General features: G+C 72.4%; 19 protein-coding genes. 16 read left to right on the forward strand and 3 right to left on the reverse strand.

Annotated elements, in window-relative coordinates; translation table 11 throughout:
• The 3 genes from JOF37_RS00185 to JOF37_RS00195 are packed head-to-tail and all read left to right on the forward strand — an operon-like array spanning window position 1 to window position 3,586.
• Complete coding sequence (locus JOF37_RS00185) at window positions 1-1,017, forward strand: LacI family DNA-binding transcriptional regulator (RefSeq protein ID WP_210003984.1); 1,017 nt, start codon at window positions 1-3, stop codon at window positions 1,015-1,017.
• A gap of 59 nt (window positions 1,018-1,076) precedes the next feature.
• Entirely contained in the window at window positions 1,077-2,645 is a 1,569-nt protein-coding gene (gene metG / locus JOF37_RS00190) for a methionine--tRNA ligase (protein ID WP_210003985.1), read from the forward strand.
• A 2-nt stretch (window positions 2,646-2,647) separates the two neighbouring features.
• Complete coding sequence (locus JOF37_RS00195) at window positions 2,648-3,586, forward strand: TatD family hydrolase (protein ID WP_210003987.1); 939 nt, start codon at window positions 2,648-2,650, stop codon at window positions 3,584-3,586.
• A 13-nt stretch (window positions 3,587-3,599) separates the two neighbouring features.
• Here JOF37_RS00195 and JOF37_RS00200 read toward each other — a convergent pair whose 3' ends face one another.
• Together JOF37_RS00200 and JOF37_RS00205 are read right to left on the reverse strand one after the other, a co-directional pair.
• A complete protein-coding gene (locus JOF37_RS00200; RefSeq protein WP_210003989.1) occupies window positions 3,600-4,577 on the reverse strand; it encodes a LacI family DNA-binding transcriptional regulator in 978 nt (325 codons plus the stop codon).
• Window positions 4,574-5,881, reverse strand: coding sequence for a glutamyl-tRNA reductase (locus JOF37_RS00205; protein WP_210003991.1), 1,308 nt, complete (start codon window positions 5,879-5,881; stop codon window positions 4,574-4,576). Before JOF37_RS00205 ends, JOF37_RS00200 begins: the two co-directional genes overlap by 4 nt.
• 116 nt (window positions 5,882-5,997) lie before the next feature.
• On the opposite strand from JOF37_RS00205, the gene hemE reads away from it, so the two are divergent.
• From hemE to JOF37_RS00255, 10 genes are all read left to right on the forward strand, one after another.
• Window positions 5,998-7,068, forward strand: a complete 1,071-nt coding sequence (gene hemE, locus JOF37_RS00210; RefSeq protein ID WP_271174900.1) for a uroporphyrinogen decarboxylase — start codon at window positions 5,998-6,000, stop codon at window positions 7,066-7,068.
• Complete coding sequence (locus JOF37_RS00215; RefSeq protein WP_245338071.1) at window positions 7,065-8,477, forward strand: protoporphyrinogen/coproporphyrinogen oxidase; 1,413 nt, start codon at window positions 7,065-7,067, stop codon at window positions 8,475-8,477. Before hemE ends, JOF37_RS00215 begins: the two co-directional genes overlap by 4 nt.
• Complete coding sequence (hemQ, locus tag JOF37_RS00220) at window positions 8,477-9,166, forward strand: hydrogen peroxide-dependent heme synthase (RefSeq protein WP_210007605.1); 690 nt, start codon at window positions 8,477-8,479, stop codon at window positions 9,164-9,166. The genes JOF37_RS00215 and hemQ overlap by 1 nt, the downstream gene beginning before the upstream one ends.
• A complete protein-coding gene (locus tag JOF37_RS00225; protein WP_210007606.1) occupies window positions 9,166-10,380 on the forward strand; it encodes a ferrochelatase in 1,215 nt (404 codons plus the stop codon). Before hemQ ends, JOF37_RS00225 begins: the two co-directional genes overlap by 1 nt.
• Window positions 10,377-11,330 (forward strand): hydroxymethylbilane synthase, encoded by a 954-nt coding sequence (gene hemC, locus JOF37_RS00230; RefSeq protein ID WP_210003992.1) that lies wholly within the window; start codon window positions 10,377-10,379, stop codon window positions 11,328-11,330. The genes JOF37_RS00225 and hemC overlap by 4 nt, the downstream gene beginning before the upstream one ends.
• A complete protein-coding gene (locus tag JOF37_RS00235) occupies window positions 11,327-12,097 on the forward strand; it encodes a uroporphyrinogen-III synthase (protein ID WP_210003994.1) in 771 nt (256 codons plus the stop codon). The genes hemC and JOF37_RS00235 overlap by 4 nt, the downstream gene beginning before the upstream one ends.
• A complete protein-coding gene (gene hemB, locus JOF37_RS00240) occupies window positions 12,094-13,089 on the forward strand; it encodes a porphobilinogen synthase (RefSeq protein WP_210003996.1) in 996 nt (331 codons plus the stop codon). Before JOF37_RS00235 ends, hemB begins: the two co-directional genes overlap by 4 nt.
• Window positions 13,086-14,405 carry a glutamate-1-semialdehyde 2,1-aminomutase gene (hemL, locus tag JOF37_RS00245; RefSeq protein ID WP_210003997.1) on the forward strand — a complete coding sequence of 440 codons (1,320 nt, stop codon included), beginning with the start codon at window positions 13,086-13,088 and terminating at the stop codon, window positions 14,403-14,405. Before hemB ends, hemL begins: the two co-directional genes overlap by 4 nt.
• Before the next feature lie 50 nt (window positions 14,406-14,455).
• On the forward strand, window positions 14,456-15,301 hold the full coding sequence (gene rsmA, locus JOF37_RS00250) for a 16S rRNA (adenine(1518)-N(6)/adenine(1519)-N(6))-dimethyltransferase RsmA (protein WP_210003999.1): 846 nt from the start codon (window positions 14,456-14,458) through the stop codon (window positions 15,299-15,301).
• Window positions 15,302-15,401: 100 nt separating this feature from the next.
• The gene (locus JOF37_RS00255; RefSeq protein WP_210004001.1) at window positions 15,402-16,322 is read left to right on the forward strand and encodes a phosphodiesterase; all 921 of its coding nucleotides are present in this window, start codon (window positions 15,402-15,404) and stop codon (window positions 16,320-16,322) included.
• Here JOF37_RS00255 and JOF37_RS00260 read toward each other — a convergent pair.
• Window positions 16,267-17,856: a stealth family protein gene (locus JOF37_RS00260; protein ID WP_210007607.1), complete on the reverse strand. Its 1,590-nt coding sequence runs from the start codon at window positions 17,854-17,856 to the stop codon at window positions 16,267-16,269. The two genes, JOF37_RS00255 and JOF37_RS00260, sit on opposite strands and share 56 nt — an antisense overlap.
• Window positions 17,857-18,049: 193 nt before the next feature.
• Between JOF37_RS00260 and JOF37_RS00265 the strand changes: the two genes are divergently transcribed.
• The 3 genes from JOF37_RS00265 to JOF37_RS00275 are packed head-to-tail and all read left to right on the forward strand — an operon-like array spanning window position 18,050 to window position 21,365.
• Window positions 18,050-19,120, forward strand: coding sequence for an aldo/keto reductase (locus tag JOF37_RS00265; RefSeq protein ID WP_271174889.1), 1,071 nt, complete (start codon window positions 18,050-18,052; stop codon window positions 19,118-19,120).
• A complete protein-coding gene (locus JOF37_RS00270; protein ID WP_210004003.1) occupies window positions 19,117-20,058 on the forward strand; it encodes a 4-(cytidine 5'-diphospho)-2-C-methyl-D-erythritol kinase in 942 nt (313 codons plus the stop codon). Before JOF37_RS00265 ends, JOF37_RS00270 begins: the two co-directional genes overlap by 4 nt.
• Window positions 20,055-21,365 carry a GNAT family N-acetyltransferase gene (locus tag JOF37_RS00275; RefSeq protein ID WP_210004004.1) on the forward strand — a complete coding sequence of 437 codons (1,311 nt, stop codon included), beginning with the start codon at window positions 20,055-20,057 and terminating at the stop codon, window positions 21,363-21,365. The genes JOF37_RS00270 and JOF37_RS00275 overlap by 4 nt, the downstream gene beginning before the upstream one ends.
• The last annotated feature ends 27 nt before the right edge of the window (window positions 21,366-21,392 follow it).

A 21,392-nucleotide genomic window follows, 5' to 3' on the forward strand; every position in this document is an offset into this window, starting at 1 on the left:
GTGAACGGCACCACCGGCGCGTCGCGCAAACCGACCATTCGCGACGTCGCGGCCGCCGCGGGCGTCTCGCACGGTACGGTCTCGCGCGTCATCAATGGCGGCCACTGGGTCTCGCCCGAGGCACGCGAGGCGGTCGACCGTGCGATCCGCGAGACCGGCTACACCGCCAACCACGCGGCGCGCAGCCTCGCCACGGGGCGCGCCAACTCGCTGGCCTTCCTGCTGACGGAGCCGCAGCACCTGCTGTTCGCCGACCCCACCTTCGCGCTGCTGCTGCGCGGTGCGACCGAGGCGCTCGCGCAGCGTTCGATGACGCTCGTCCTGATGATCGCCGATACCGCCGCCGAGCGCGCCAACGTCGAGCGATACGTGCGTGCTGGGCACGTCGACGGCGTGCTGCTGATCTCGTCCCACGAATCGAACCCGCTGCTGGCCTCGCTCATCGCGGCGGGCGTGCCGACGGTGTGCACGGGCGTGCCGCTGGGCGACCGGGCGCACGTGCCGACCGTCTCGGTCGACGAGCAGGAGTCGGCTCGGGCGATGACCCGCCACCTGCTCGCGCAGGGCCACCGCCGCATCGCGGTCATCACCGGACCCAACGACACCCCGGGCGGTCGGTACCGACTCGAGGGCTTCCGGGCCGAGATGGGCGAGCTGTTCGATCCCGAGCTCGTGGAGCAGGACGTCTATTCGAGCGATGCCGGAGCCGCCGCGATGGCCCGCCTGCTGGAGCGCGCGCCGGACATCGAGGCCGTGTTCGCGGCATCCGACGTCATGGCCGTGGGGGCGATCGCCGCCATCCGTCGCAGCGGCCGGACGGTGCCGGACGACATCGCGGTGGCCGGCTTCGACGACTCCGGACTCGCCGCCACGCACGACCCTCCGCTGACGACGATGCGACAGCCGTGGGGTGAGATCAGCGCTGCGATGGTGGACATGGTGCTGCAGGTGATCGCCGGGGGAGATCCGCAGCCGCTCGTGCTGCCGACGACCCTCGTGGTGCGCGAGACCGCGTGACGCGCGCCGGCGGTGTCATGCGGCTTCGAGGCGCCGTCACCGCGAACTAGAATCTCGGGGTGAGCAACGGCCGCAGCTTCTACATCACCACGCCGATCTACTACCCCAGTGATCTGCCCCACATCGGGCACGGGTACACGTCCGTCGCCGTCGACACGCTCGCCCGGTGGCACCGTCAGGCCGGTGACGACACCTGGATGCTGACGGGCACCGACGAGCACGGGCAGAAGATGCTCCGCGCCGCCGCCGCCAACAACGTCACGCCCCAGGAGTGGGTCGACAAGCTGGTCGAGGAGTCCTGGTTCCCGCTGCTGCGCACGCTGGACGTCGCGAACGACGACTTCATCCGTACGACGCAGGAACGTCACGAGGAGCGGGTGAAGGTCTTCGTGCAGACCCTGTTCGACCGCGGCTACATCTACGCGGGCGAGTACGCCGCGCTGTACTGCGTCGGCTGCGAGGAGTTCAAGCCCGAGGCCGAGATCGCCGACGGCACCGGCCCGTTCGAGGGCCTGAAGGTCTGCGCCATCCACTCCAAGCCGCTCGAGCTGCTGCAGGAGAAGAACTACTTCTTCAAGCTCAGCGAGTTCCAGGACCGGCTGCTCGAGCTCTACAAAACGGTGCCGGACTTCGTCCGTCCCGAATCGGCACGCAACGAAGTCGTGTCGTTCGTGCGCTCGGGCCTGAAGGACCTCTCCATCTCGCGGTCGGCGTTCGACTGGGGCATCACGGTGCCGTGGGATCCGTCGCACGTCATCTACGTGTGGGTCGACGCCCTGCTGAACTACGCCACGGCGATCGGCTACGGCACCGACCCCGAGGAGTTCGCGCGCCGCTGGCCGGCCTACCACGTCGTGGGCAAGGACATCCTCCGTTTCCACGCGGTCATCTGGCCGGCGATGCTCATGGCCGCGGGCCTGGAGGTGCCGCGGGGCGTCTTCGCGCACGGGTGGCTGCTCGTGGGCGGCGAGAAGATGTCGAAGTCGAAGCTCACCGGTATCGCACCGACCGAGATCACCGACGTCTTCGGCTCGGACGCCTACCGCTTCTACTTCCTCTCGGCCATCGCGTTCGGTCAGGACGGCTCGTTCTCGTGGGAGGACCTGTCGGCGCGGTACCAGGCGGAACTGGCGAACGGATTCGGCAATCTCGCCTCCCGCACGATCGCGATGGTCGAGCGCTACTTCGGCGGCGTCGTTCCGGCCGCGGCGGAGTACACCGCCGGCGACCTCGAGATCCAGCGGGTCGTCGCGGATGCCGCTGCCGCAGCCGACGCGGCGATGGAGCGCTTCCGTCCCGACGAGGCGATCGCCGCGATCTGGACGATCGTCGACGCCCTCAACGGCTACATCACCGAGAACGAGCCATGGGCCCTCGCCAAGGACGAGGCGCAGCGCGCCCGGCTGGGGACGGTGCTCTACACCGCGGCTGAAGGGCTGCGCGCCCTCGCGGTGCTGCTGTCGCCGGTCATGCCCGCCGCGACCGGCAAGCTCTGGGCCGCGCTCGGCATCGACGCGCGGCTGGAGGACCAGCCGCTGCGCGAAGCCGGACGCTGGGGCATCCTGCCCGCAGGCACGACGGTCTCGGGCTTGGCCCCGCTCTTCCCGCGCGTCGAGCAGACCGCCTGACGATGGTCGACTCGCCGACGAACGCGGATCCGGCCGGCGCGACGCCCTCGCTTCGCGACGAGTCGGCCGGAGACGTCTCGCAGTACGTGCGGCAGCGGGAGCAGGCGGCCCGGGATGTGCGGTGGCCGGCGGCGCCCGAGCCGCTGGCCGTGCCGGTCTACGACAACCACACCCACCTCGAGATCGAGGACGGCGACGAACCGCGAACCCTGGCCGAGCAGCTCGAGCTGGCGGCATCCGTGGGCGTCATCGGGGTCGTGCAGGCCGGGGGTGACATCGAGTCGTCGCGGTGGTCGGCCTGGGCTGCGGCCACGCACCCGCGCGTGCTCGCCGCTGTCGCGATCCACCCCAACGAAGCGCCGGTCTACGCCGCGGCGGGGCGGCTGCAGGAGGCCATCGACGTCATCGACGAGCTCGCCGCTCAGCCGCGTGTGCGCGCCGTCGGCGAGACCGGACTCGACTTCTTCCGCACCGGCGACGACGGCCTGCCGGCGCAGTTCGAGAGCTTCGAGGCGCACATCGCGCTGGCGAAGAAGCACGACGTGGCGATGCAGATCCACGATCGCGACGCCCACGACGCGGTGCTCGAGACCCTGCTGCGGGTCGGTGCTCCCGAGCGGACGGTCTTCCACTGCTTCTCGGGCGACGCCGACATGGCGCGTATCGCCGCCGAGCGCGGGTACTGGCTCAGCTTCGCCGGCAACGTGACGTTCAAGAACGCGCAGAACCTCCGCGATGCGCTCGCGGTGACCCCGCGCGAGCGCATCCTCGTCGAGACCGACGCGCCGTTCCTGACGCCGACGCCGCACCGCGGACGTCCCAATGCGCCGTATCTCATCCCCGTCACGCTGCGCTTCATGGCAGCCGAGCTCGGCGTCGAGGTCGACGAGCTGGCCGCGCAGGTCGCGGCGAACACGCGCGCCGTCTACGGCGAGTTCTGATCCGCGCCGGCCCTCAGCGCGTCGAAGAACCGCGGACGATCTCCCACGGCAGGTCGACGATGTCCGGCTCGACCCCGTCGCGGACGGTGCTGAGCGCCTGGAACATCGCCGCGGGGGCGAGCTCGGGGTGCACGCACACGTGCGTCACTCCCAGACGGGTGTTGACGGCGCAGTCGGTCGTGCACAGCGCGACGAACTGCATGTCGCGGGGGATCACGAAGTCCATCTCCTCGAGCTGCAGGTAGATGGCCGGTCCCTCCTCGGCGAACGAGAAGATCGCGTCGGCACCCGCGTCGCGCAGTTCACCGACGCGGCGGGGGAGCGCCCCGTGCTCGGCGTCGACGTGCGCGACGAGCGGTGTCCGGCCTCGCACGGTGCTCCACGCGCGGTATGCGCTCTCACCGATGCGGTCGCGGGGAGCGCCGGCGTCGTCGACGAGGAACCCGATGCGCTCGGCACCGCCGGCCTCGAGCAGCCCGAGCGCGGCACGCACGGCCTCGTCGTAGCCCGTGCGGACGGTGATGGACCGCTCGGTGTCGACGTACAGGTCGTTCGTCGCGACCGGGATGCCGCGGGCGACAGCCTCGCGCAGCAGCAGGTCATCGGCGGCGACCTCGGCGAAGTAGACGACGTCGATCTGCGCGCCGCGCAGCAGGTCCGGGCGCGAGGCCGGCAGCATCGTGACGGTGAAGCCCTGCTCGGCCGCAGCGCTGACGAGCGCGCCGATGTGGCGGCTGCGGTGCAGCGCGCTGCGCCGCGACAGGTCGAGCTCGACGCTCTCGGGCAGCACGAAGCCCACCGACATCGTGCGGCCGCTGCGGAGGGCGGCGGCGTACTTGTTGGGCTGGTATCCGAGCTCGGCCGCGATCGCCTTGATGCGCTCCCGCGTCTCGGGACGGAGGCTCCCGCGGTCGTTGAGAGCCTGGCTGATGGCGGCCGTGGAGACACCCGCGCGCAGCGCGATGTCCTTCAGGGTCACCTGCCGGGTCATGACCGCTCGGCTCCCGCGCCCAGGTCGCCGGGTGCGGCCTCGTCGGGCGAGGTGCGGCCGGAGTCGTCGGCGCCGGGAAAGACCGTGCGCACCGCGTCGGCCCAGGCCGAGCCGGAACCGGACGAGGCGAGGGTGTGGCCCTGGGCGATGAGGCGGTGCAGCAGCACACCGGAGAAGTGCCGCAGCGCGGCCTCGACCTGCGGAGCCTCGCCGCGCAACCGGGCGCGCTCGATCTCGTCATCGAGGATGCCCGTGATGTATCCGCGCATCGCCACGACCGACGGCGCCACCTCGTGGACGCGGCGGGCTGCGGCGTGGCGGGCTGCGGCCCCCGCGACGATCTCACGGGCCTCGCCGAGGGTCGCGAACTCGTCGATGGGGGCGTGCACCCGGATGGTCTCGAGGTCGAGCAGCTCGATGTCGGGGACGTCGCGCAGAGCGGGGTCGACGTTGCGGGGGAGCCCCAGGTCGATGATCAGCTGGGTGCGGTCGGCACCGGCGCGGCGGGCGGCGTGCTCGGCGGCGGTCAGGGCGTAGGTGTCGGTCGTCGTGGTGCAGGTCACGATGACGTCCGCGGCGGCGGCCTCAGCGGCGTAGTGCTCGGCATCGACGGCGACGAGGTGCTCGCGCTGCGCGAAGCGGCTGCGTCCCGAGCGCGAGTGCACGCGGACGTCGACGGCGCCCTTGTCGCGCAGGGCAGCGAGGGATGCCGCGGCGTATCGGCCCGTGCCCACGAGCAGCACCCGCGCCGCCGACCAGTCGGCCACGCGCGACGACGCCAGCTCGAGGGCGAGGCGGACGAGCGACCGGCCCGACTCGCCGATGCGCGTGCTGTTCTTCACGGCACGCGAGGTCTCGGTCGCGCGCTGGAAGAGGTGTTCGAGCGGCGCGGTCGTGAGCCCGCCGCGGCGGGCGTCGTCGAGAGCGCGCCGGACCTGCCCCGCGATCTCGTCCTCGCCGACGGCGACCGAATCGAGGCCGGACGCGACCGAGAAGAGGTGGTGCGCCACCTTGTTGCCGTGCGCGAAGTCGACCGTCTCGCGCACGGTCCGGTACGGCAGATCGCTCAGCTTCGCGATCTCCTCCATCGCGGCATCCATCGCCGGGATGGTCGAGGGGAAGTCGGCATCGTCGCGCAGGTCGAAGTACGCCTCGAACCGATTGCAGGTGGCCAGGACGACGGCGCCCTGGATGGCCTCGTGGGCCTCTGTCAACCGGGTGCCGACTTCGTCTCCGATGACGGAGAGTCGCTCGAGAGAAGCGAGCGGTGTGGAGCGCTGATGCGCGGTGAGAGCGACGAGCACGTGCGGAAGAACCCCCTGAGATCGTGACTAGTATATCGATTAACTCATTCGAGGAGATCATCATTCCGGCATCCGCCCACCCACTCGTCGCCCACGCGACCGGCTCGAGCCGGCTCGTGCGCACCCTGCTCGGCGAACGCGTCGAGAAGACCCCCGTCTGGTTCATGCGCCAGGCCGGCCGATCGCTCCCGGAGTACCGCGCGCTGCGGTCGCAGGGCAGCATGCTCGACGCCTGCCTGACCCCCGAGCTCGCGAGCGAGATCACGCTGCAGCCGGTCCGGCGCCACGGCGTCGATGCCGCCATCTTCTTCAGCGACATCATCGTGCCGCTGGCGATCCTCGGGATCGAGGTCGAGATCGCCGCCGGTCGCGGCCCGGTCTTCGCCCGGCCCCTGAGTACCGCGGCCGACATCGCCCGTGCGGTCGAGATCGATCCCGCGCTCGTCCGCGAGCGTGGCGAGGCCATCGCCCGTGCCGTCGAGCTCACGACGGACATGCTCGCCGAGGAGTCGGAGTCGCGGGGCGAGCCGCTGCCGCTCATCGGCTTCGCCGGGGCGCCGTTCACCCTCGCCGCCTACCTCGTCGAGGGCGGCCCCTCGAAGGATCACCTCGCTGCGCGCCGCCTCATCCACGAGGACCCGGCGGCCTGGAACGCCCTCACCGAGTGGCTGGCGCGGGTGACGGGGGAGTTCCTCGCGCTGCAGGTCGCATCCGGCGCCAGCGCCGCGCAGCTGTTCGACTCGTGGGCCGGCGGTCTGCCGCCCGAGGACTACCGCGCGGCGGCGCTGCCCGCGTCGGCGGCATCCCTCGACGCGGTCCGCGCCCTGCCGGTGCCCGAGGGCGCGGGGATCGACCACATCCCGCTCGTCCACTTCGGCGTCGGCACGGGCGAGATCCTGCGCGACATGGCTTCGATCGGCATCGACGCGCTGGGCGTCGACTACCGCGTGCCGCTCGACGAGGCCGCACGCCGCGTCGGGTCGCACCTGACGCTGCAGGGAAACCTCGATCCCGCGCTCCTGTTCGCCCCCGCCGGCGTACGGGATGCCGCGATCGAGCGGATCCTCGAGGCCGGCCGCTCGGCGCGCGCTCACGTGTTCAACCTCGGCCACGGCGTACCGATGCAGGCCGACCCCGACGCCATCAGCTCGGTCGTCCGCACCGTCCACGGCTGGCGGTCGGCATGACCTCCGACGCCGATCTCGTCGTCATCGGCGGCGGCATCGCCGGACTCGTGGTCGCGCTCGAGGCGGTGACCGCCGGAGCGCGCGTGATCCTGCTCGAGTCGGACGACCGGACCGGAGGGATGCTGCGCCGCGGACGCATCGCCGGTGTCGAGGTCGATCTCGGCGCCGAGTCGTTCGCCAAGCGCACCGACGCGGTGCCGCGGCTCATCGCCGACTTCGGGCTGCCGCTCGAGGTCGTCTCGCCCCGATCCGGTCCGGCGCACCTCGTGTCGCGTCGCGGCGTCGGTGCGGCCGGTTTGTGGTCCCGGCTGCCGCTGCCGCGTCGCACGGTCATCGGCATCCCCGCGGATCCGCTCGCCGCCGACGTCGTCGCGATCATCGGCGAGCGCGCCGCGCAGCGTGCTGCGGCCGAGGTGCTCGCCGCGCCGATCGACCCGACAGCGTCGCTGGCCGACGTCGTCGAGGAGCGGCTGGGCGCCGGCATCCTCGCCGACCTCGTCGACCCGCTGTGCCGCAGCATCTACTCCCAGCCGGCCGCGGCCGTGCCGCTGCCGCGCCTGCATCCCAAGATGTGGGCGGCGTTCGAGCGCACGGGGTCACTGCTCGCCGCGGCCGCGGAGGTCGCTCCGGATGCCCCGGGCGGCACCGCCGTCGGCGGCATCGCCGGCGGCATGTGGCGTCTCGCCGACGCCGTCGCGACGCTGGCGCTCGAGCGCGGCGCCGACATCCGGACGGGGGTCGCCGTGCGGACGCTCGACCCGAACGCCGGCGGTGTACGCGTCATCGCCTCGTCGGGTGAGACCCTCCGCGCGGGCAACGTGGTCGTCGCAACCGGACCGCGCGGCGCCGCCTCGCTGCTCGGCCGCGTGACCGGCACGATGGATGCCGCCGACCTCGACGCCGCCGCGTCGGCGCCCATCCAGCCCGCCGTCCGCCTGCTCACCGCCGCCGTCACCGCCGCCGACCTCGGCGCCGAGCCCGTGGGCTCCGGGGTCATCGTCGCGCCCGAGGCCCCGACGGCCGCGAAGGCCCTGACCCACATCGACGCCAAGTGGGCATGGGCCCGAGCGGCGCTGCCGGTCGGAACGCACCTCGTGCGGTTGTCGGCGCGCGCCGACGACACCGCCGGGCTCGACTCCGCCACGGCGATCGCGCGCGAGATCTCGCATCTCACCGGTGCTCGCGTCGACCGGGACGACATCGGCGAGATCATCACCACCCGCTGGGACGATGCCGTCGTGCCCGCGGAGTCGGCGGCGTGGACCGACACGGTGGCCGAGGCCGCCGCGCGCGGCATCCGCGTCACGGGAGCCGTCGCGGCCGGCACCGGACTCGCGTCGGTGATCCCGCACGCTCGTGCGCTCGCGCACGACCTCCTCACCGTTACCTCCGACCGAAAGGAGCCCTGATGACGGAGAACATTCCGCTCGGCTACACCCTCTTCGCGATCCTCGCCGGTCCTCGCCCGCGGCCGCAGGCGCCGACCGACGCCGACATCGCCGAGCTCGAGCGCCTGGTCGCCGAGCTGCCCGGCGCCGGCGTCACGGTGCGCGGTGTGTACGACGTGACCGGCATGCGCGGCGCGGCGGACCTGATGATCTGGCTGCACACCGCCCCCGGATCCGACGACGACCCCGCTGCACTGCAGCGCGCCCTGCGCGCCCTGCGACGCACATCGGCGCTCGCGGCGTTCGACCTCGAATGGAGCGCGATGGGAGTCCATCGCGAGGCGGAGTTCAACAAGCGTCACGTGCCGGGATACCTGCGGGGAGAACACGCCCGCGAGTGGCTGTGCCTGTACCCGTTCGTCCGCAGCTACGAGTGGTACCTGCTGCCCGAGGAGGAGCGCTCGGCGATGCTCGCTCAGCACGGCCGCCGCGGGGCGAAGTTCGCCGACGTGATCGCGAACACCGTCTCGACCTTCGCTCTCAGCGACTACGAGTGGCTGCTGCCGCTCGAGAGCGACGAGCTGATCAGCCTCGTCGACCTCATGCGCGACCTTCGCGCCACCGACGCGCGCCGCCACGTGCGCGAAGAGGTCCCGTTCTACACCGGTCGCCGCGTCGAGGTGGCCGAACTCACGGAGGTGCTGTCCTGATGGGTGCGACCGAGTTCCGACCGAAGCCGCCGCGTGCGACGAGCGCACCCCCGTGCGCCCCCGGCTGCGCGGTGCCGGCCGCAAGCCCCGCCGCGTGCTCGGGGGCCCCGCACGTCACCGAGCCCACCTCGTACGACGCCCTGCTGCTGCTGGGCTTCGGCGGTCCCGAGGGCCAGGACGACGTCCTTCCCTTCCTGCGCAACGTCACCGCCGGGCGCGGCATCCCCGATGAGCGCCTCGAAGAGGTCGCCCACCACTACCGCCACTTCGGCGGCGTCTCGCCCATCAATCAGCACAATCGCGAGCTCAAGGCCGCCCTCGAGGCCGAGATCGCCGCCCGCGGGCTCGACCTGCCGGTGTACTGGGGCAACCGCAACTGGATGCCGTACGTCGACGACGCGCTGCGCGCCTTGCACGCCGACGGCCACCGCCGCGTCATCGCGGTCGCCACGAGCGCGTACAGCTCGTACTCGTCGTGCCGCCAGTACCGCGAGGACCTCGCCGACGCCATGGAGGCCACGGGCCTTGCCGGAGAGGTCGAGATCGACAAGGTGCGCCAGTTCTTCGACCACCCCGGCTTCGTGGCCCCCTTCATCGAGGGCATCCGCGACGGACTGGCGCAGGTACGCGCGCAGGGCATCGACGAGCGGGACGTCGAGATCCTCTTCTCGACGCACTCCATCCCCAACTCCGACGCCGATCGCTCCGGCCCGCCCGAGCGCGGGTTCGGACCGGGCGGGGCGTATGTCGCCCAGCACACCGCGGTCGCCGAGGCGATCGTCGCGGAGCTCGGGACCACGGCGCCGTGGCAGCTGGTGTTCCAGAGCCGGTCGGGCCCGCCCTCCGTGCCGTGGCTCGAGCCCGACATCAACGACGCGATCGCTGAGCTGCCCGCCTCGGGTCGCAAGGCCGTGCTGATCGTGCCGCTCGGCTTCGTCAGCGACCACATGGAGGTGCTCTGGGACCTCGACACCGAGGCGATGGAGACCGCCGAAGAGCACGGTCTGTTCGCCGTCCGCACGGCGTCGCCGAGCACGCACCCGGCGTACGTCGCCGGACTGGTCGACCTCGTCGAGGAGCGGCTGCACGCGACCCCCGTCGACGAGCGGCCCGCGGTGACCTCGCTCGGCCCGTGGTACGACGTCTGCCGTCCCGGGTGCTGCGAGAACAAGCGCCTCGGCGTCCAGCCGGCGCTCGCGGGGGTGGCGCCGTGACGGACGCCCCCGTCCTGCGGCTGGGCACGCGCGCGAGCCTGCTCGCCACGACCCAGTCGCAGCACGTCGCCGACGCGATCACCACGGCCACCGGCATCCCGGTCGAGCTCGTGGAGATCACGACCGACGGCGACGTGCTCACCGGGTCGCTCGCGCAGATGGGCGGCACCGGCGTGTTCGCGACGGCGCTGCGCGAGGCGCTCGTCCGCGGCGACTGCGACCTCGTCGTGCACTCGATGAAGGACTTGCCGACCGCGCCCTACCCGGGCCTGGAGATCGCGGCGGTTCCGCCGCGTGCGCCGCAGCGCGACGTGCTGTGCGGCCCCGAGGCGGGCGCATCGCTCGACGCGCTGCCCGAGGGAGCGGTCGTCGGCACGGGTTCGCCCCGGCGCGTCGCCCAGGTGCTGCGCCGGCGACCCGACCTGCAGGTGCGCGACATCCGAGGCAACGTCGACACGCGCCTGCGGAAGGTGCGCGACGGCGAGTACGACGCCATCGTGCTCGCCGAGGCCGGCCTGCGCCGCATCGGACGTGACAGCGCCATCGGCGAGGTCTTCTCCCTGGACGCCTGGCCGACCTCAGCCGGGCAGGGAGCTCTGGCGGTGGAGGTTCGCACGGCGGATCTCGACGGGCCGATCGGTCGAGCCGTCGGGCTGATCGACGACTCCGCATCGGCCTCGCGCGCCCTCCTCGAGCGGGCCGTGCTGCGCCGGCTCGAAGCGGGCTGCGCGGCGCCGGTCGGCATCACCGTCACGGGACTGGGCTCGGAATCCGTCTTCGTGGCCGAGGTGTACGCACCCGACGGCGCGCGCACGGTACGCGCGGTGCGGTCGCTGCAGGCGGACCTCACCTCTCCCGCTGAGCGCGAGAGCATCGCGGCCGATGTCGTCGCCGAGCTGCTGGACGGCGGTGCCGCGGACATCGCCGATCTGCCGGGGACGAGCCGGTGAGCGGAGGACTGCGTGGCCGCCGCATCCTGATCCCGCGCGGCGGCGCCTGGGGTGAGCGCGTGCGCGACGAGATCGAGCGTCGCGGCGCGACGGGCGTCATCGCGCCGCTGATCCAGTCGCGTCCGCCGCGCGACACGGCAGCGCGCGACGCCGCCTTCGCTCGGCTGGCCGCCGGCGACTACGCGTGGGTGTTCATCACGAGCGCGGCCACGGTCGAGCAGCTGGTGGCCCAGCAGGTCTCGATCCCGGTCGGAACGCGCATCGCCGCCGTCGGTCGGCCCACCGCGCGGGCGGTCGCGGACGCCGGCTTCGAGGTCGAGTTCGTTCCGGTCGGGACGTCGTCGGCGACCAACATGATCGCCCAGTGGTGCGCCGGTCGGTCGCCGCGCTCGACCGGCCGCTGCCTCGTGCTGCGATCGGATCTGGCCATGGCGGTCATCAGCGACGAACTGGAGCTGCAGGGCTACGAGGTCGACGTCTGCATCGCCTATCGCACGGTCGGCGTCGACCTCGACCCGGTGATCGCGGACGAGGTGCGCACCGGCGCCATCGACACGGTGCTGCTCACCTCGCTCAGCGTGGGGCGCGAGCTGCGGCGTCAGGTCGGCATTCCCGGCCCCGAGGTGTTCATCGCCTCGATCGGGCCGGGCACCACACGCGATGCCGAGAAGCTCGGCTACACGGTCCACCACACGGCACACTCGCAGAGCGTCGACGCCCTCCTGGCGGAGCTCGACGCGCGACCCGGAACAGAGGAATCCTCATGAGCAGCTTCCCCGAGCGGCGCCTGCGTCGCACCCGTCGCACCCCGGCGATGCGCCGGCTGTCGACCGAGCACCACCTCGCAGCCGCCCAGCTGGTGCTGCCGGTGTTCGTCAAAGAGGGCATCGACGCCGCGCAGCCCATCGCCTCCATGCCCGGCGTCCTGCAGCACCCGCTCGAGGACATCGCCGCGGTCGTCACGGATGCCGCCGAGGCCGGCGTCGGCGGCATCATGCTCTTCGGCGTGCCCGCCGTGCGCGACGCCGAGGGATCGGGAGCGGTCGCGGACGACGGCATCCTCAATCGCGCGATCCGCGTCGCGGCCGAGGCTGCCCGCGGACGCATCACGGTGCAGGCGGACCTGTGCCTCGACGAGTTCACCGACCACGGTCACTGCGGCCTGCTCGCCGCCGACGGCTCGGTCGACAATGACGCGACGCTCGAGGTGTACGCGCGCATGGCCCTCGCGCAGGCGCGTGCCGGTGCCGAGATCCTCGGCCTGTCGGGCATGATGGACGGCCAGGTCGCCGTCATCCGCCGCGCCCTCGACGAGGCCGGCCACGCCGACGTGGCGCTGCTGGCCTATTCGGCGAAGTACGCCTCTGCGTTCTACGGCCCGTTTCGCGACGCGGTCGAGTCGACGCTGCAGGGCGACCGCCGCACCTATCAGCTCGACCCCGCGAACGGCCGCGAGGGCGTCGCCGAGGCCATGCAGGACATCGCCGAAGGCGCGGACTACGTCATGGTCAAGCCCGCGGGCCCCTACCTCGACGTGCTCGCCCGCGTCGCCGACGCCTCGACCGTGCCCGTGTGGGCGTACCAGGTGTCGGGCGAGTACGCGATGATCGAGCTCGCCGCGCGTGCGGGCGCCATCGACCGCGAGCGCACGATCGGCGAGTCGCTGCTCGGCATTCGTCGCGCGGGGGCGGATGTCATCCTCACCTATTGGGCCCGCGAAGTGGCGGACTGGATCCGCGCCGGAAAGGATCTCGCATGAGCCGCAACGACGACCTGTTCGAGCGCGCCCGCGGCGTCATCCCCGGGGGAGTGAACTCCCCGGTCCGGGCCTTCGGCTCGGTCGGCGGCACCCCCCGGTTCTTCGTCTCGGCCTCCGGCCCGACCGTCACCGATGCCGAGGGCCGCGACTACGTCGACCTCGTCGCCAGCTGGGGCCCGGCCCTCGTGGGGCACGCGCACCCCGAGGTGATCGCGGCGGTCGTCGAGGCTGCGGGCCGAGGGCTCTCGTTCGGGGCGTCGACCCCGGCCGAGACGGAGCTGGCCGAGGAGATCCGCCGTCGCGTGCCGATCGCCGAGAAGATCCGCCTCGTCTCCACGGGCACCGAGGCGACGATGACCGCGATCCGTCTCGCCCGCGGCGCGACCGGGCGCGATCTGCTCGTGAAGTTCGCCGGGCATTACCACGGTCATTCCGACGGACTGCTCGCGCAGGCCGGGTCGGGGCTCGCCACACTCGCCCTTCCCGGGTCGGCCGGGGTGCCGGCGGCCATCGCGGCGCAGACCCTCGTCGTGCGCTACAACGACCGGGCCGCGCTCGAGGCCGTCTTCGCCGAGCACGGCGAGCGGATCGCCGCCGTCATCACCGAGGCCGCGGGCGCCAACATGGGCGTCGTGCCGCCGGCTCCGGGCTTCACCGCGTTCTTGCGCGACCTCACCCGCCGGCACGGTGCGCTGCTGATCAGCGACGAGGTCCTGACCGGCTTCCGCTCCGGCCCCTCCGGCTACTGGGGCGTGCTCCGCGACGCCGGTGAGGACGTCGCGCCCGACCTCCTCACCTTCGGCAAGGTGGTCGGCGGCGGGCTCCCCGTCGCGGCGATCGCGGGCCGCGCCGAGGTGATGGACCTGCTCGCTCCGCTCGGGCCGGTCTACCAAGCCGGCACCCTGTCGGGCAATCCCGTCGCCGTCGCCGCCGGGCTCGCGACGCTGCGGCTGGCCGACGACGCGGTGTACGCGCGGATCACCGCCGCCGCCGAGACGGTGTCGCACGCGGCATCCGCGGCCCTGACCGAGGCGGGCATGCCGCACGTCGTGCAGCGGGCGGGGACGCTCTTCAGCGTCTTCTTCGGCGCGGCCGTCGTCGACGGCGTGCCCGACTACGAGACCGCGACGCTGCAGGATGCCGCCGCCTATGCGGCCTTCTTCCACGCGATGCTCGACGCGGGGGTGTCGCTGCCGCCCTCGGCTTTCGAAGCGTGGTTCCTCACCGCCGCGCACGACGACGCCGCCCTCGAGCGGATCGTCTCGGCCCTGCCCGGCGCCGCCCGCGCCGCGACCGCCGCCGCTGCCGGGGCCTGAGCGGGTCCGCGCATCCGGCGCGGGTCTCCGCCGCAACTAGGCTGGTCCTCATGCCTGTGACCCTGCTCGGTGCGTCCGAGATCCGCGCTCTCGCGGCCGAACTCGACGTCACGCCGACCAAGAAGCTCGGGCAGAACTTCGTCGTCGACGCCAACACCGTGCGCAAGATCGTGCATGCCGCACGGGTGCAGCCCGGAGAGCGCGTCGTCGAGATCGGACCGGGCCTCGGTTCGCTGACCCTGGCGATCCTCGAGGCCGGCGCGAGCGTGACGGCTGTGGAGATCGATCACCGCCTGGCGGCGCACCTGCCCCTCACGGCGCAGCGCCACGGCGTGCCCGAGGGGGCCCTCACCGTCGTGGACGCCGATGCCCTGCGGGTGACGGAGCTGCCCGGCGAGCCGACGGTGCTCGTGGCGAACCTGCCGTACAACGTGAGTGTGCCGGTGCTCCTGCACTTCCTCGAGACCTTTCCGTACCTCCAGCGCGGAGTCGTGATGGTGCAGGCCGAGGTCGCCGAGCGCCTGGCCGCTGCGCCGGGCTCGAAGATCTACGGTTCTCCCAGCGCGAAGGCGGCTTGGTACGGCTCCTGGCGCCTCGCCGGCACGGTCTCGCGTCAGGTGTTCTGGCCGGTGCCGAACGTCGACAGCCTGCTCGTGGCGTTCGAGCGCGACGCCGCGCCCCGCGGTGACGACGACCTGCGCCGCCGGACGTTCCAGATCGTCGACGCCGCGTTCGGCCAGCGGCGCAAGATGCTGCGGCAGGCGGTCGCGCCCGTTCTCGGAGGCACGGCGGCCGCCGCGTCGGCCGCCCTCGAGGCGGCGGGCATCGACCCGACGCTGCGCGGCGAGCAGCTGACGATCGACGACTTCGTGCGCGTCGCGGCATCCGTTCACTGAATGCTCATCAGCGCGTCATCAGGTTCCTCCGAAACACGCCGGTAACATTCCGGGGGAGCCGCGAGCGTCGTGGCGAGCATCACCCGACACGGAAGAGACGATGCGAACCGCCGAGTACCCGGCACCCGAGAGAGTGCTGCTGCACCTGAGCGATACCCACCTGCGAGCCGCCGGCTCCCAGCTGTTCGACCGCGTCGACGCGGCCGCACACCTGCGCCGCGCGATGGACGCGATCGAAGCGGCTGCGCTGCGGCCCGACGGCATCGTCTTCACCGGCGACCTCGTCGACCTCGGCGAGCGTGACGCGTATGCCGAGCTGCGCGACCTCGTCGAGCCGTTCGCCGAGCGTCTGGGCACGCGGGTGTTCTGGGTGATGGGCAACCATGACGACCGCGCCGGCTTCCGCGAGACCCTCTGGCGCGAGGAGGGGACGGATGCCGCCGCCGACCGCGTCGACGAGATCGACGGTCTGCGACTGATCACCCTCGACACCAGCGTGCCCGGCGCCCACCACGGCGAGGTCCGCCCCGCCCAGCTCGCGTGGCTGCGCGAGGTGCTGGCCACCCCCGCGCCCCTCGGCACGATCCTGGCGATGCACCACCCGCCCGTCCCGAGCGTCCTGCCGCTGGCCGCGAGCGTCGAGCTGCGCGACCAGCGCGCCCTCGCAGAGGTGCTGCGTGGCTCGGACGTGCGCGCCATCATCGCCGGTCATCTGCACTACTCGACGTTCGCGGCCTTCGCCGGCATCCCGGTCTCGGTCGCCTCATCGACCTGCTACGCCCAGGACCTCACGGTGCCCGTCGGCGGCACGCGGCCGCAGGACGGTGCGCAGTCGTTCAACTTCGTTCACGTCTACGACGAGACGGTCGTGCACTCCGTGGTGCCGGTGGAGGCACCCGTGACGCTCGAGCACACCGATGCGCACGAGGCGCAACGGCGGCTCGCCGAAGCGGGGATCGCTCCGGTCAGCGCTTCACGCCGGAGCGCACCGCCGACGCGTCCCGTATCCGTCCTTCGCTGACCTGCGGAATCTCCCACGGTGCGCGGATCGGGAACATCCGCTCGAGCACGTCGCGCAGCGACTTCACCCGGATCTCCTCGGGGACCTCGGTCTCGCCGCCGTCGTTGAGGCAGAACATGTCGATGTCGCGACGCTTCGCCAGACGCTCCATGCCGGCCAGCGACCGGGCGAGCGTGGTCTGCACGTAGCGGGTGCGCGGCACGGTGGTGGGGATCGCCCGCCCGGTGAACATCGCGTAGTAGTGGTACAGCGAGTTGGTCACCGAGATGTCGGTCGCGGCCCGGAAACGGGATGCCGCCGTCCGGCGGAAGTCCTCGGGGAAGGCTTCCTCGAGTTCGCTCATCACGCTGCGGCGCAGCGGGGCCGCGCAGTGCTCGAGGTCGCGGACGATGACGCGGCCGAAGCGCTCCTGCAGCAGGGCGCGGTTCACCCGCAGACCGTTGTCGTGACCCGAGCGCTCGAGGCGGGGATCGCCCGCGCCGATGCGCACGTCGCACTCGACGAACGACGAGACACCGCCGGGTGAGAAGAACAGCTCGGGGTGGACCGGGCGGCCGAAGAACATGTCGTCGTTGGAGTACAGGAAGTGCTCCGCGAGCCCCTCGATGCGGTGCAGCTGAGCCTCGACGGCGTGCGAGTTGTGCGTCGGCAGGGTCGAGGGGTCGGCGAAGAACTCCTCGCTGCGGACGATCGTCACCTTGGGGTGCTCGGCGAGCCACGCGGGCGCGGGCGAGTCGGTCGCGATGAAGATGCGACGCACCCAGGGCGCGTACATGTGCACGCTGCGCAGCGCATAGCGCAGCTCGTCCACGTGCCGGTACCGGGCCGGGCCGTCGTCGCCCTCGCCCACGACGTACTCCGACAGCTGGGCGGCGCGCTGCCGCTGGAACTCGGTCGCGGAGCCGTCGACCCACGAGAAGACCATGTCGATGTCGTGCGTGACCTCGCGCGGGTGCGGGTCGAGCATCCCGACGACCGTCTCCCACTCCCGCTCCCAGCGCGTGGCGCTGACGATCCGCACATCCTGGGCCGGGGTGACGCGCCGCATGAGCGCGTTGGCCTGCGGGGCCTCGACGGTGCTCTCGCCGAATCGCCAGAACTCCAGGCGCACGCCGTACTCGTGGTCGTAGCGCCGGCCGCCGTTCGCGGTGATCCGGGGACGGTACGCGCGCACGACGTGCGGTGCCACCGCCGGGATCGTCGCGTCGGCGGCGAACACCGGGGCGGCGCCCTTGGCCTTGAGGTACAGCGGCTCTTCCTGTCCGAGCGTGCGCAGGGCCGCCGCGGCCCGATCGGCGTCGGCGAGGTCGATCGCCAGCGCGGGGGTGTGCAGATCGTGCCGGATGAGCAGGACGCGCACATCAGCGGCGCGCAGGGCGTCAGCGATGAGCAGCAGGTCGGCAGTGCGGGCGGCGTCCGGGGTGGTGTCGTCGTGGACGAGGCGGAGCAACCCCTCATCGAGCACGACGTCGTCGCGCTGTGCGGGCAGATCGATCCAGGGGTTCTCGCGGCGGGGCAGAGCGGAAAGGGCCAGGGTTTCCTCCTCGGGGGATGGCGTTCGTATGCAGACTAGACATTCTCCGTTACGAAGGTGTTTCTTCGCACGTCGCCCGGGTCTGCGGGGCGCGCCGCGCCGACGCGCCGCGTTTTCGTCATCCGTGGCAACGCGCCGCCGGTCGCTTCTCTTCCCGGCTGGCGCTCGGCCCCGCGGTCGATAGGCTCAGGGCGTGACCGCCTCGCCCCGCTTCCCCGCTTCGCGCGGCGGAGACCTGCACCGTCCCTACACCGCCGCCGCCGACCGCTACGAGAGCACGGCCTATCGTCAGGTCGGCTCCTCGGGGCTGTACCTGCCCCCGATCTCCCTGGGGCTCTGGTGGAACTTCGGCGACAACATCCCGTTCGATCGTCAGCGCGAGGTCCTGCGCCACGCGTTCGATCGGGGCATCGCCCACTTCGACCTGGCCAACAACTACGGTCCCCCCTATGGGTCGGCCGAGACGAATTTCGGTCGGATGATGCGCGAGGATTTCGCGCCGTACCGCGACGAGCTGATCATCTCGTCCAAGGCCGGTTACGACATGTGGGACGGCCCCTACGGCAACCAGGGCTCGCGCAAGTACCTCATCGCGAGCGCCGAGCAGTCGCTGCGCCGGATGAGCATCGACTACGTCGACATCTTCTATTCGCACCGCGAGGACGACACGACACCGATCGAAGAGACGGTCGGTGCGCTCGACGCGCTCGTGCGCCAGGGCAAAGCGCTCTACGTCGGCATCTCGTCGTATTCGCCCGAGAACTCGGCGCGTGCGGCATCCGTCGCCCGCGAGCTCGGCACGCCGCTGGTGATCCATCAGCCCTCGTACTCGCTTCTCAATCGCTGGATCGAGGACGGCCTGACCGAGCAGCTGCGCGCCGACGGCATGGGCGCGATCGGGTTCATGCCGTTGCAGCAGGGACTGCTGACGGGCCGCTACCTCGACGACGGCACCTCCGACCGTTCGATGCAGCGCTTCTCGCTGCCCGAGGACGGACGCCTGGCCGATTCCGCCCTCGCGGGGCTGCGCGACCTCGCAGACCTCGCTCGGGAGCGCGGGCAGACGCTGGCGCAGCTCGCGATCCGCTGGACCCTGCGCGACCCGGTGGTCGCCTCCGCGCTCATCGGCGCCTCGCGCACCGCCCAGCTCGACGAGAACCTCGCCGCCCTCGAGGCGCCCGACTTCGACGACGACGAGCTGCGACGCATCGACGAGATCGCCGGGCGCATCGGGCGGCTCTGGGACGGGCCGGACGGCGCATGAGTCTGAGCGCCGTGCCCGGCAGCGTGCGCGTCCGGGCTCCGGGCAAGATCAACCTCTTCCTCGAGGTCGGCGACGTCCAGCCCGACGGCTACCACGATGTCGCATCGGTGTATCAGGCCGTGTCGCTCGTCGAACAGGTGACGGCCACGCCCGCCGACGCGTTCTCGGTGCGGGTCGTCGACGAGTCGGGCGCCGCCGTGCCGGGCGTTCCGACCGATGATCGCAATCTCGCCTTGCGCGCTGCGCGGCTCGTCGCGCGGGAGGTCGGGTACCTCGGCGGGGTGCATCTGGACATCCGGAAGGCCGTCCCGGTCGCCGGTGGGATGGGCGGGGGATCGGCCGACGCCGCCGCCGCCCTCGTCGCCTGCGACGCGCTGTGGGGCGCCGGTCTGACCTCGCCCGCGCTGCACGAGCTCGCGGCGCGGCTCGGTGCCGACGTGCCGTTCTCGCTGCTCGGGGGCAGCGCGGTGGGCACCGGGCGTGGCGACCGCCTCAGCCCCGCGCTCGCGCGCGCCCGTTTCGACTGGGTCATCGTCACCGATGGCGGCGGCCTGTCGACGCCGGCGGTGTATGCGGAGCTCGACCGGCTGCGCGGGGGCGGCCGCCCCGACATCGAGCCGGCGCCGCGGCCGCCCGCCGTCGACCCCGTGATCCTGCAGGCCCTGCGTTCCGGCTCGCCGGACGTGCTCGCCGGAGCCCTGCGCAATGATCTGCAGGATGCCGCGTGCGCCCTGCGCCCCGACCTCGCCGACCTGCTCGATCAGGGGGCGGCGGCCGGAGCAGTGGCCGGCCTCGTCTCGGGCTCGGGCCCGACCGTCGCCTTCCTCGCCGCCGGAGACGAGAGCGCGCGCCGACTTCAGCAGACCCTGTCCGCCGCGGGCCGTCGCGCCCGCCACGTCTACGGCCCGGTGACGGGCGCGAAAGTGGTGACCCGATGACCGGTACGCACGATTTTTGGCAGCAGATCGAGGTGGACGAGCAGTCGCGCGCGCGGCTTGCGGCGCACGGGCTGCACTACCGCACCGTGACGGCCGCCTCCGACGCCTTCCCGGGCTGGATCCAGGCGGTGGCCCGCGGTTTCCAGGACGGGGAGCGCTCGGCCGAGCAGGTGGCCGCTGCGGCCACCCGCAACGGTGGGCGCCGCCTGACGGGAGTCTTCGACGAGAGCGGGCCGATGCCGGGCGTCGCCGTCGGGACCATCGCGTCCTGGCCCTCGGAGTTGACCGTGCCCGGCGGTACCGTCCCGGCCGGGGCGATCAGTGCCGTGACGGTCGCGCAGACGCATCGCCGACGCGGCATCGCGCGCGCCCTGCTCGAGGGCGAGGTGCGGACCATCGCCGCTGCCGGGATGCCGCTGGCCATGCTCACCGTCACCGAGTCGACCCTGTACGGCCGGTACGGCTTCGCCTCGGCCGCCGACGCCGCGATCATCGACATCGACACGCGCCGGGTCCGCTGGAGCGGACCCACCCCGAGCGGACGCGTCGACTTCGTCAGCCGCGAGGCGGCGCGTGACACCGTCGTCGAGCTGCACGAGCGCACGCGCGGGCGCACCCCGGGCGACGTCGCTCTGCCGCCGGGACACGCCGACCGCTACACCGGCACCGATCCCGACGCGAAGGACGGCGGCAGCATCCGGTGCGTGCAGTACTGCGACGCCGCGGGCGTCGTGCGCGGCGTGCTCACCTACACGCTGACACCGCACGAGCGCGACATCGTCCGCGGGACGGCGAAGGTCACGATCCTCCTCGCCGAAACCGACGACGCCTACGCGGCGCTGTGGCGATTCCTGCTCGAGCTCGATCTCGTGACCCACGTGCACGCCGAGCTGTGCTCGACCGACGAGCCGGTGCTGTGGATGATCGGCGACCGCCGCGCGGCCGCGGTCTCGGTCTTCGACCATCAGTACCTCCGGGTGCTCGACGTTCCGGCCGCACTCGCCGCCCGCGGCTACGGCGCGCCCGGCACCGTCTCGCTGCGAGTGAGCGATCCGCTCGGGATCGCGGCGGGGGAGTACCTCCTCAGCGTCGACGATTCCGGCGCCGCGACCGTGACGACAGGCGCCAGCAACACCGCGGACGCGATGGCCCTCGAGTTGTCGGTCGTCGAGCTCGCGGCCCTGTACCTCGGCGGGGTGTCGCCCGTCGCGCTCGCGCGAGCAGGACGGATCACCTGCTCGGATCCGGAAGCCCTCGGGCGCATGTTCCGCTCGCCCGTCACGCCTCGGCTCGGGCTCTGGTACTGAGGCGCGGAGCCCGGTACAGGATCGGCG

Source organism: Microbacterium imperiale, from assembly GCF_017876655.1.
GTDB classification, from domain to species: domain Bacteria; phylum Actinomycetota; class Actinomycetes; order Actinomycetales; family Microbacteriaceae; genus Microbacterium; species Microbacterium imperiale.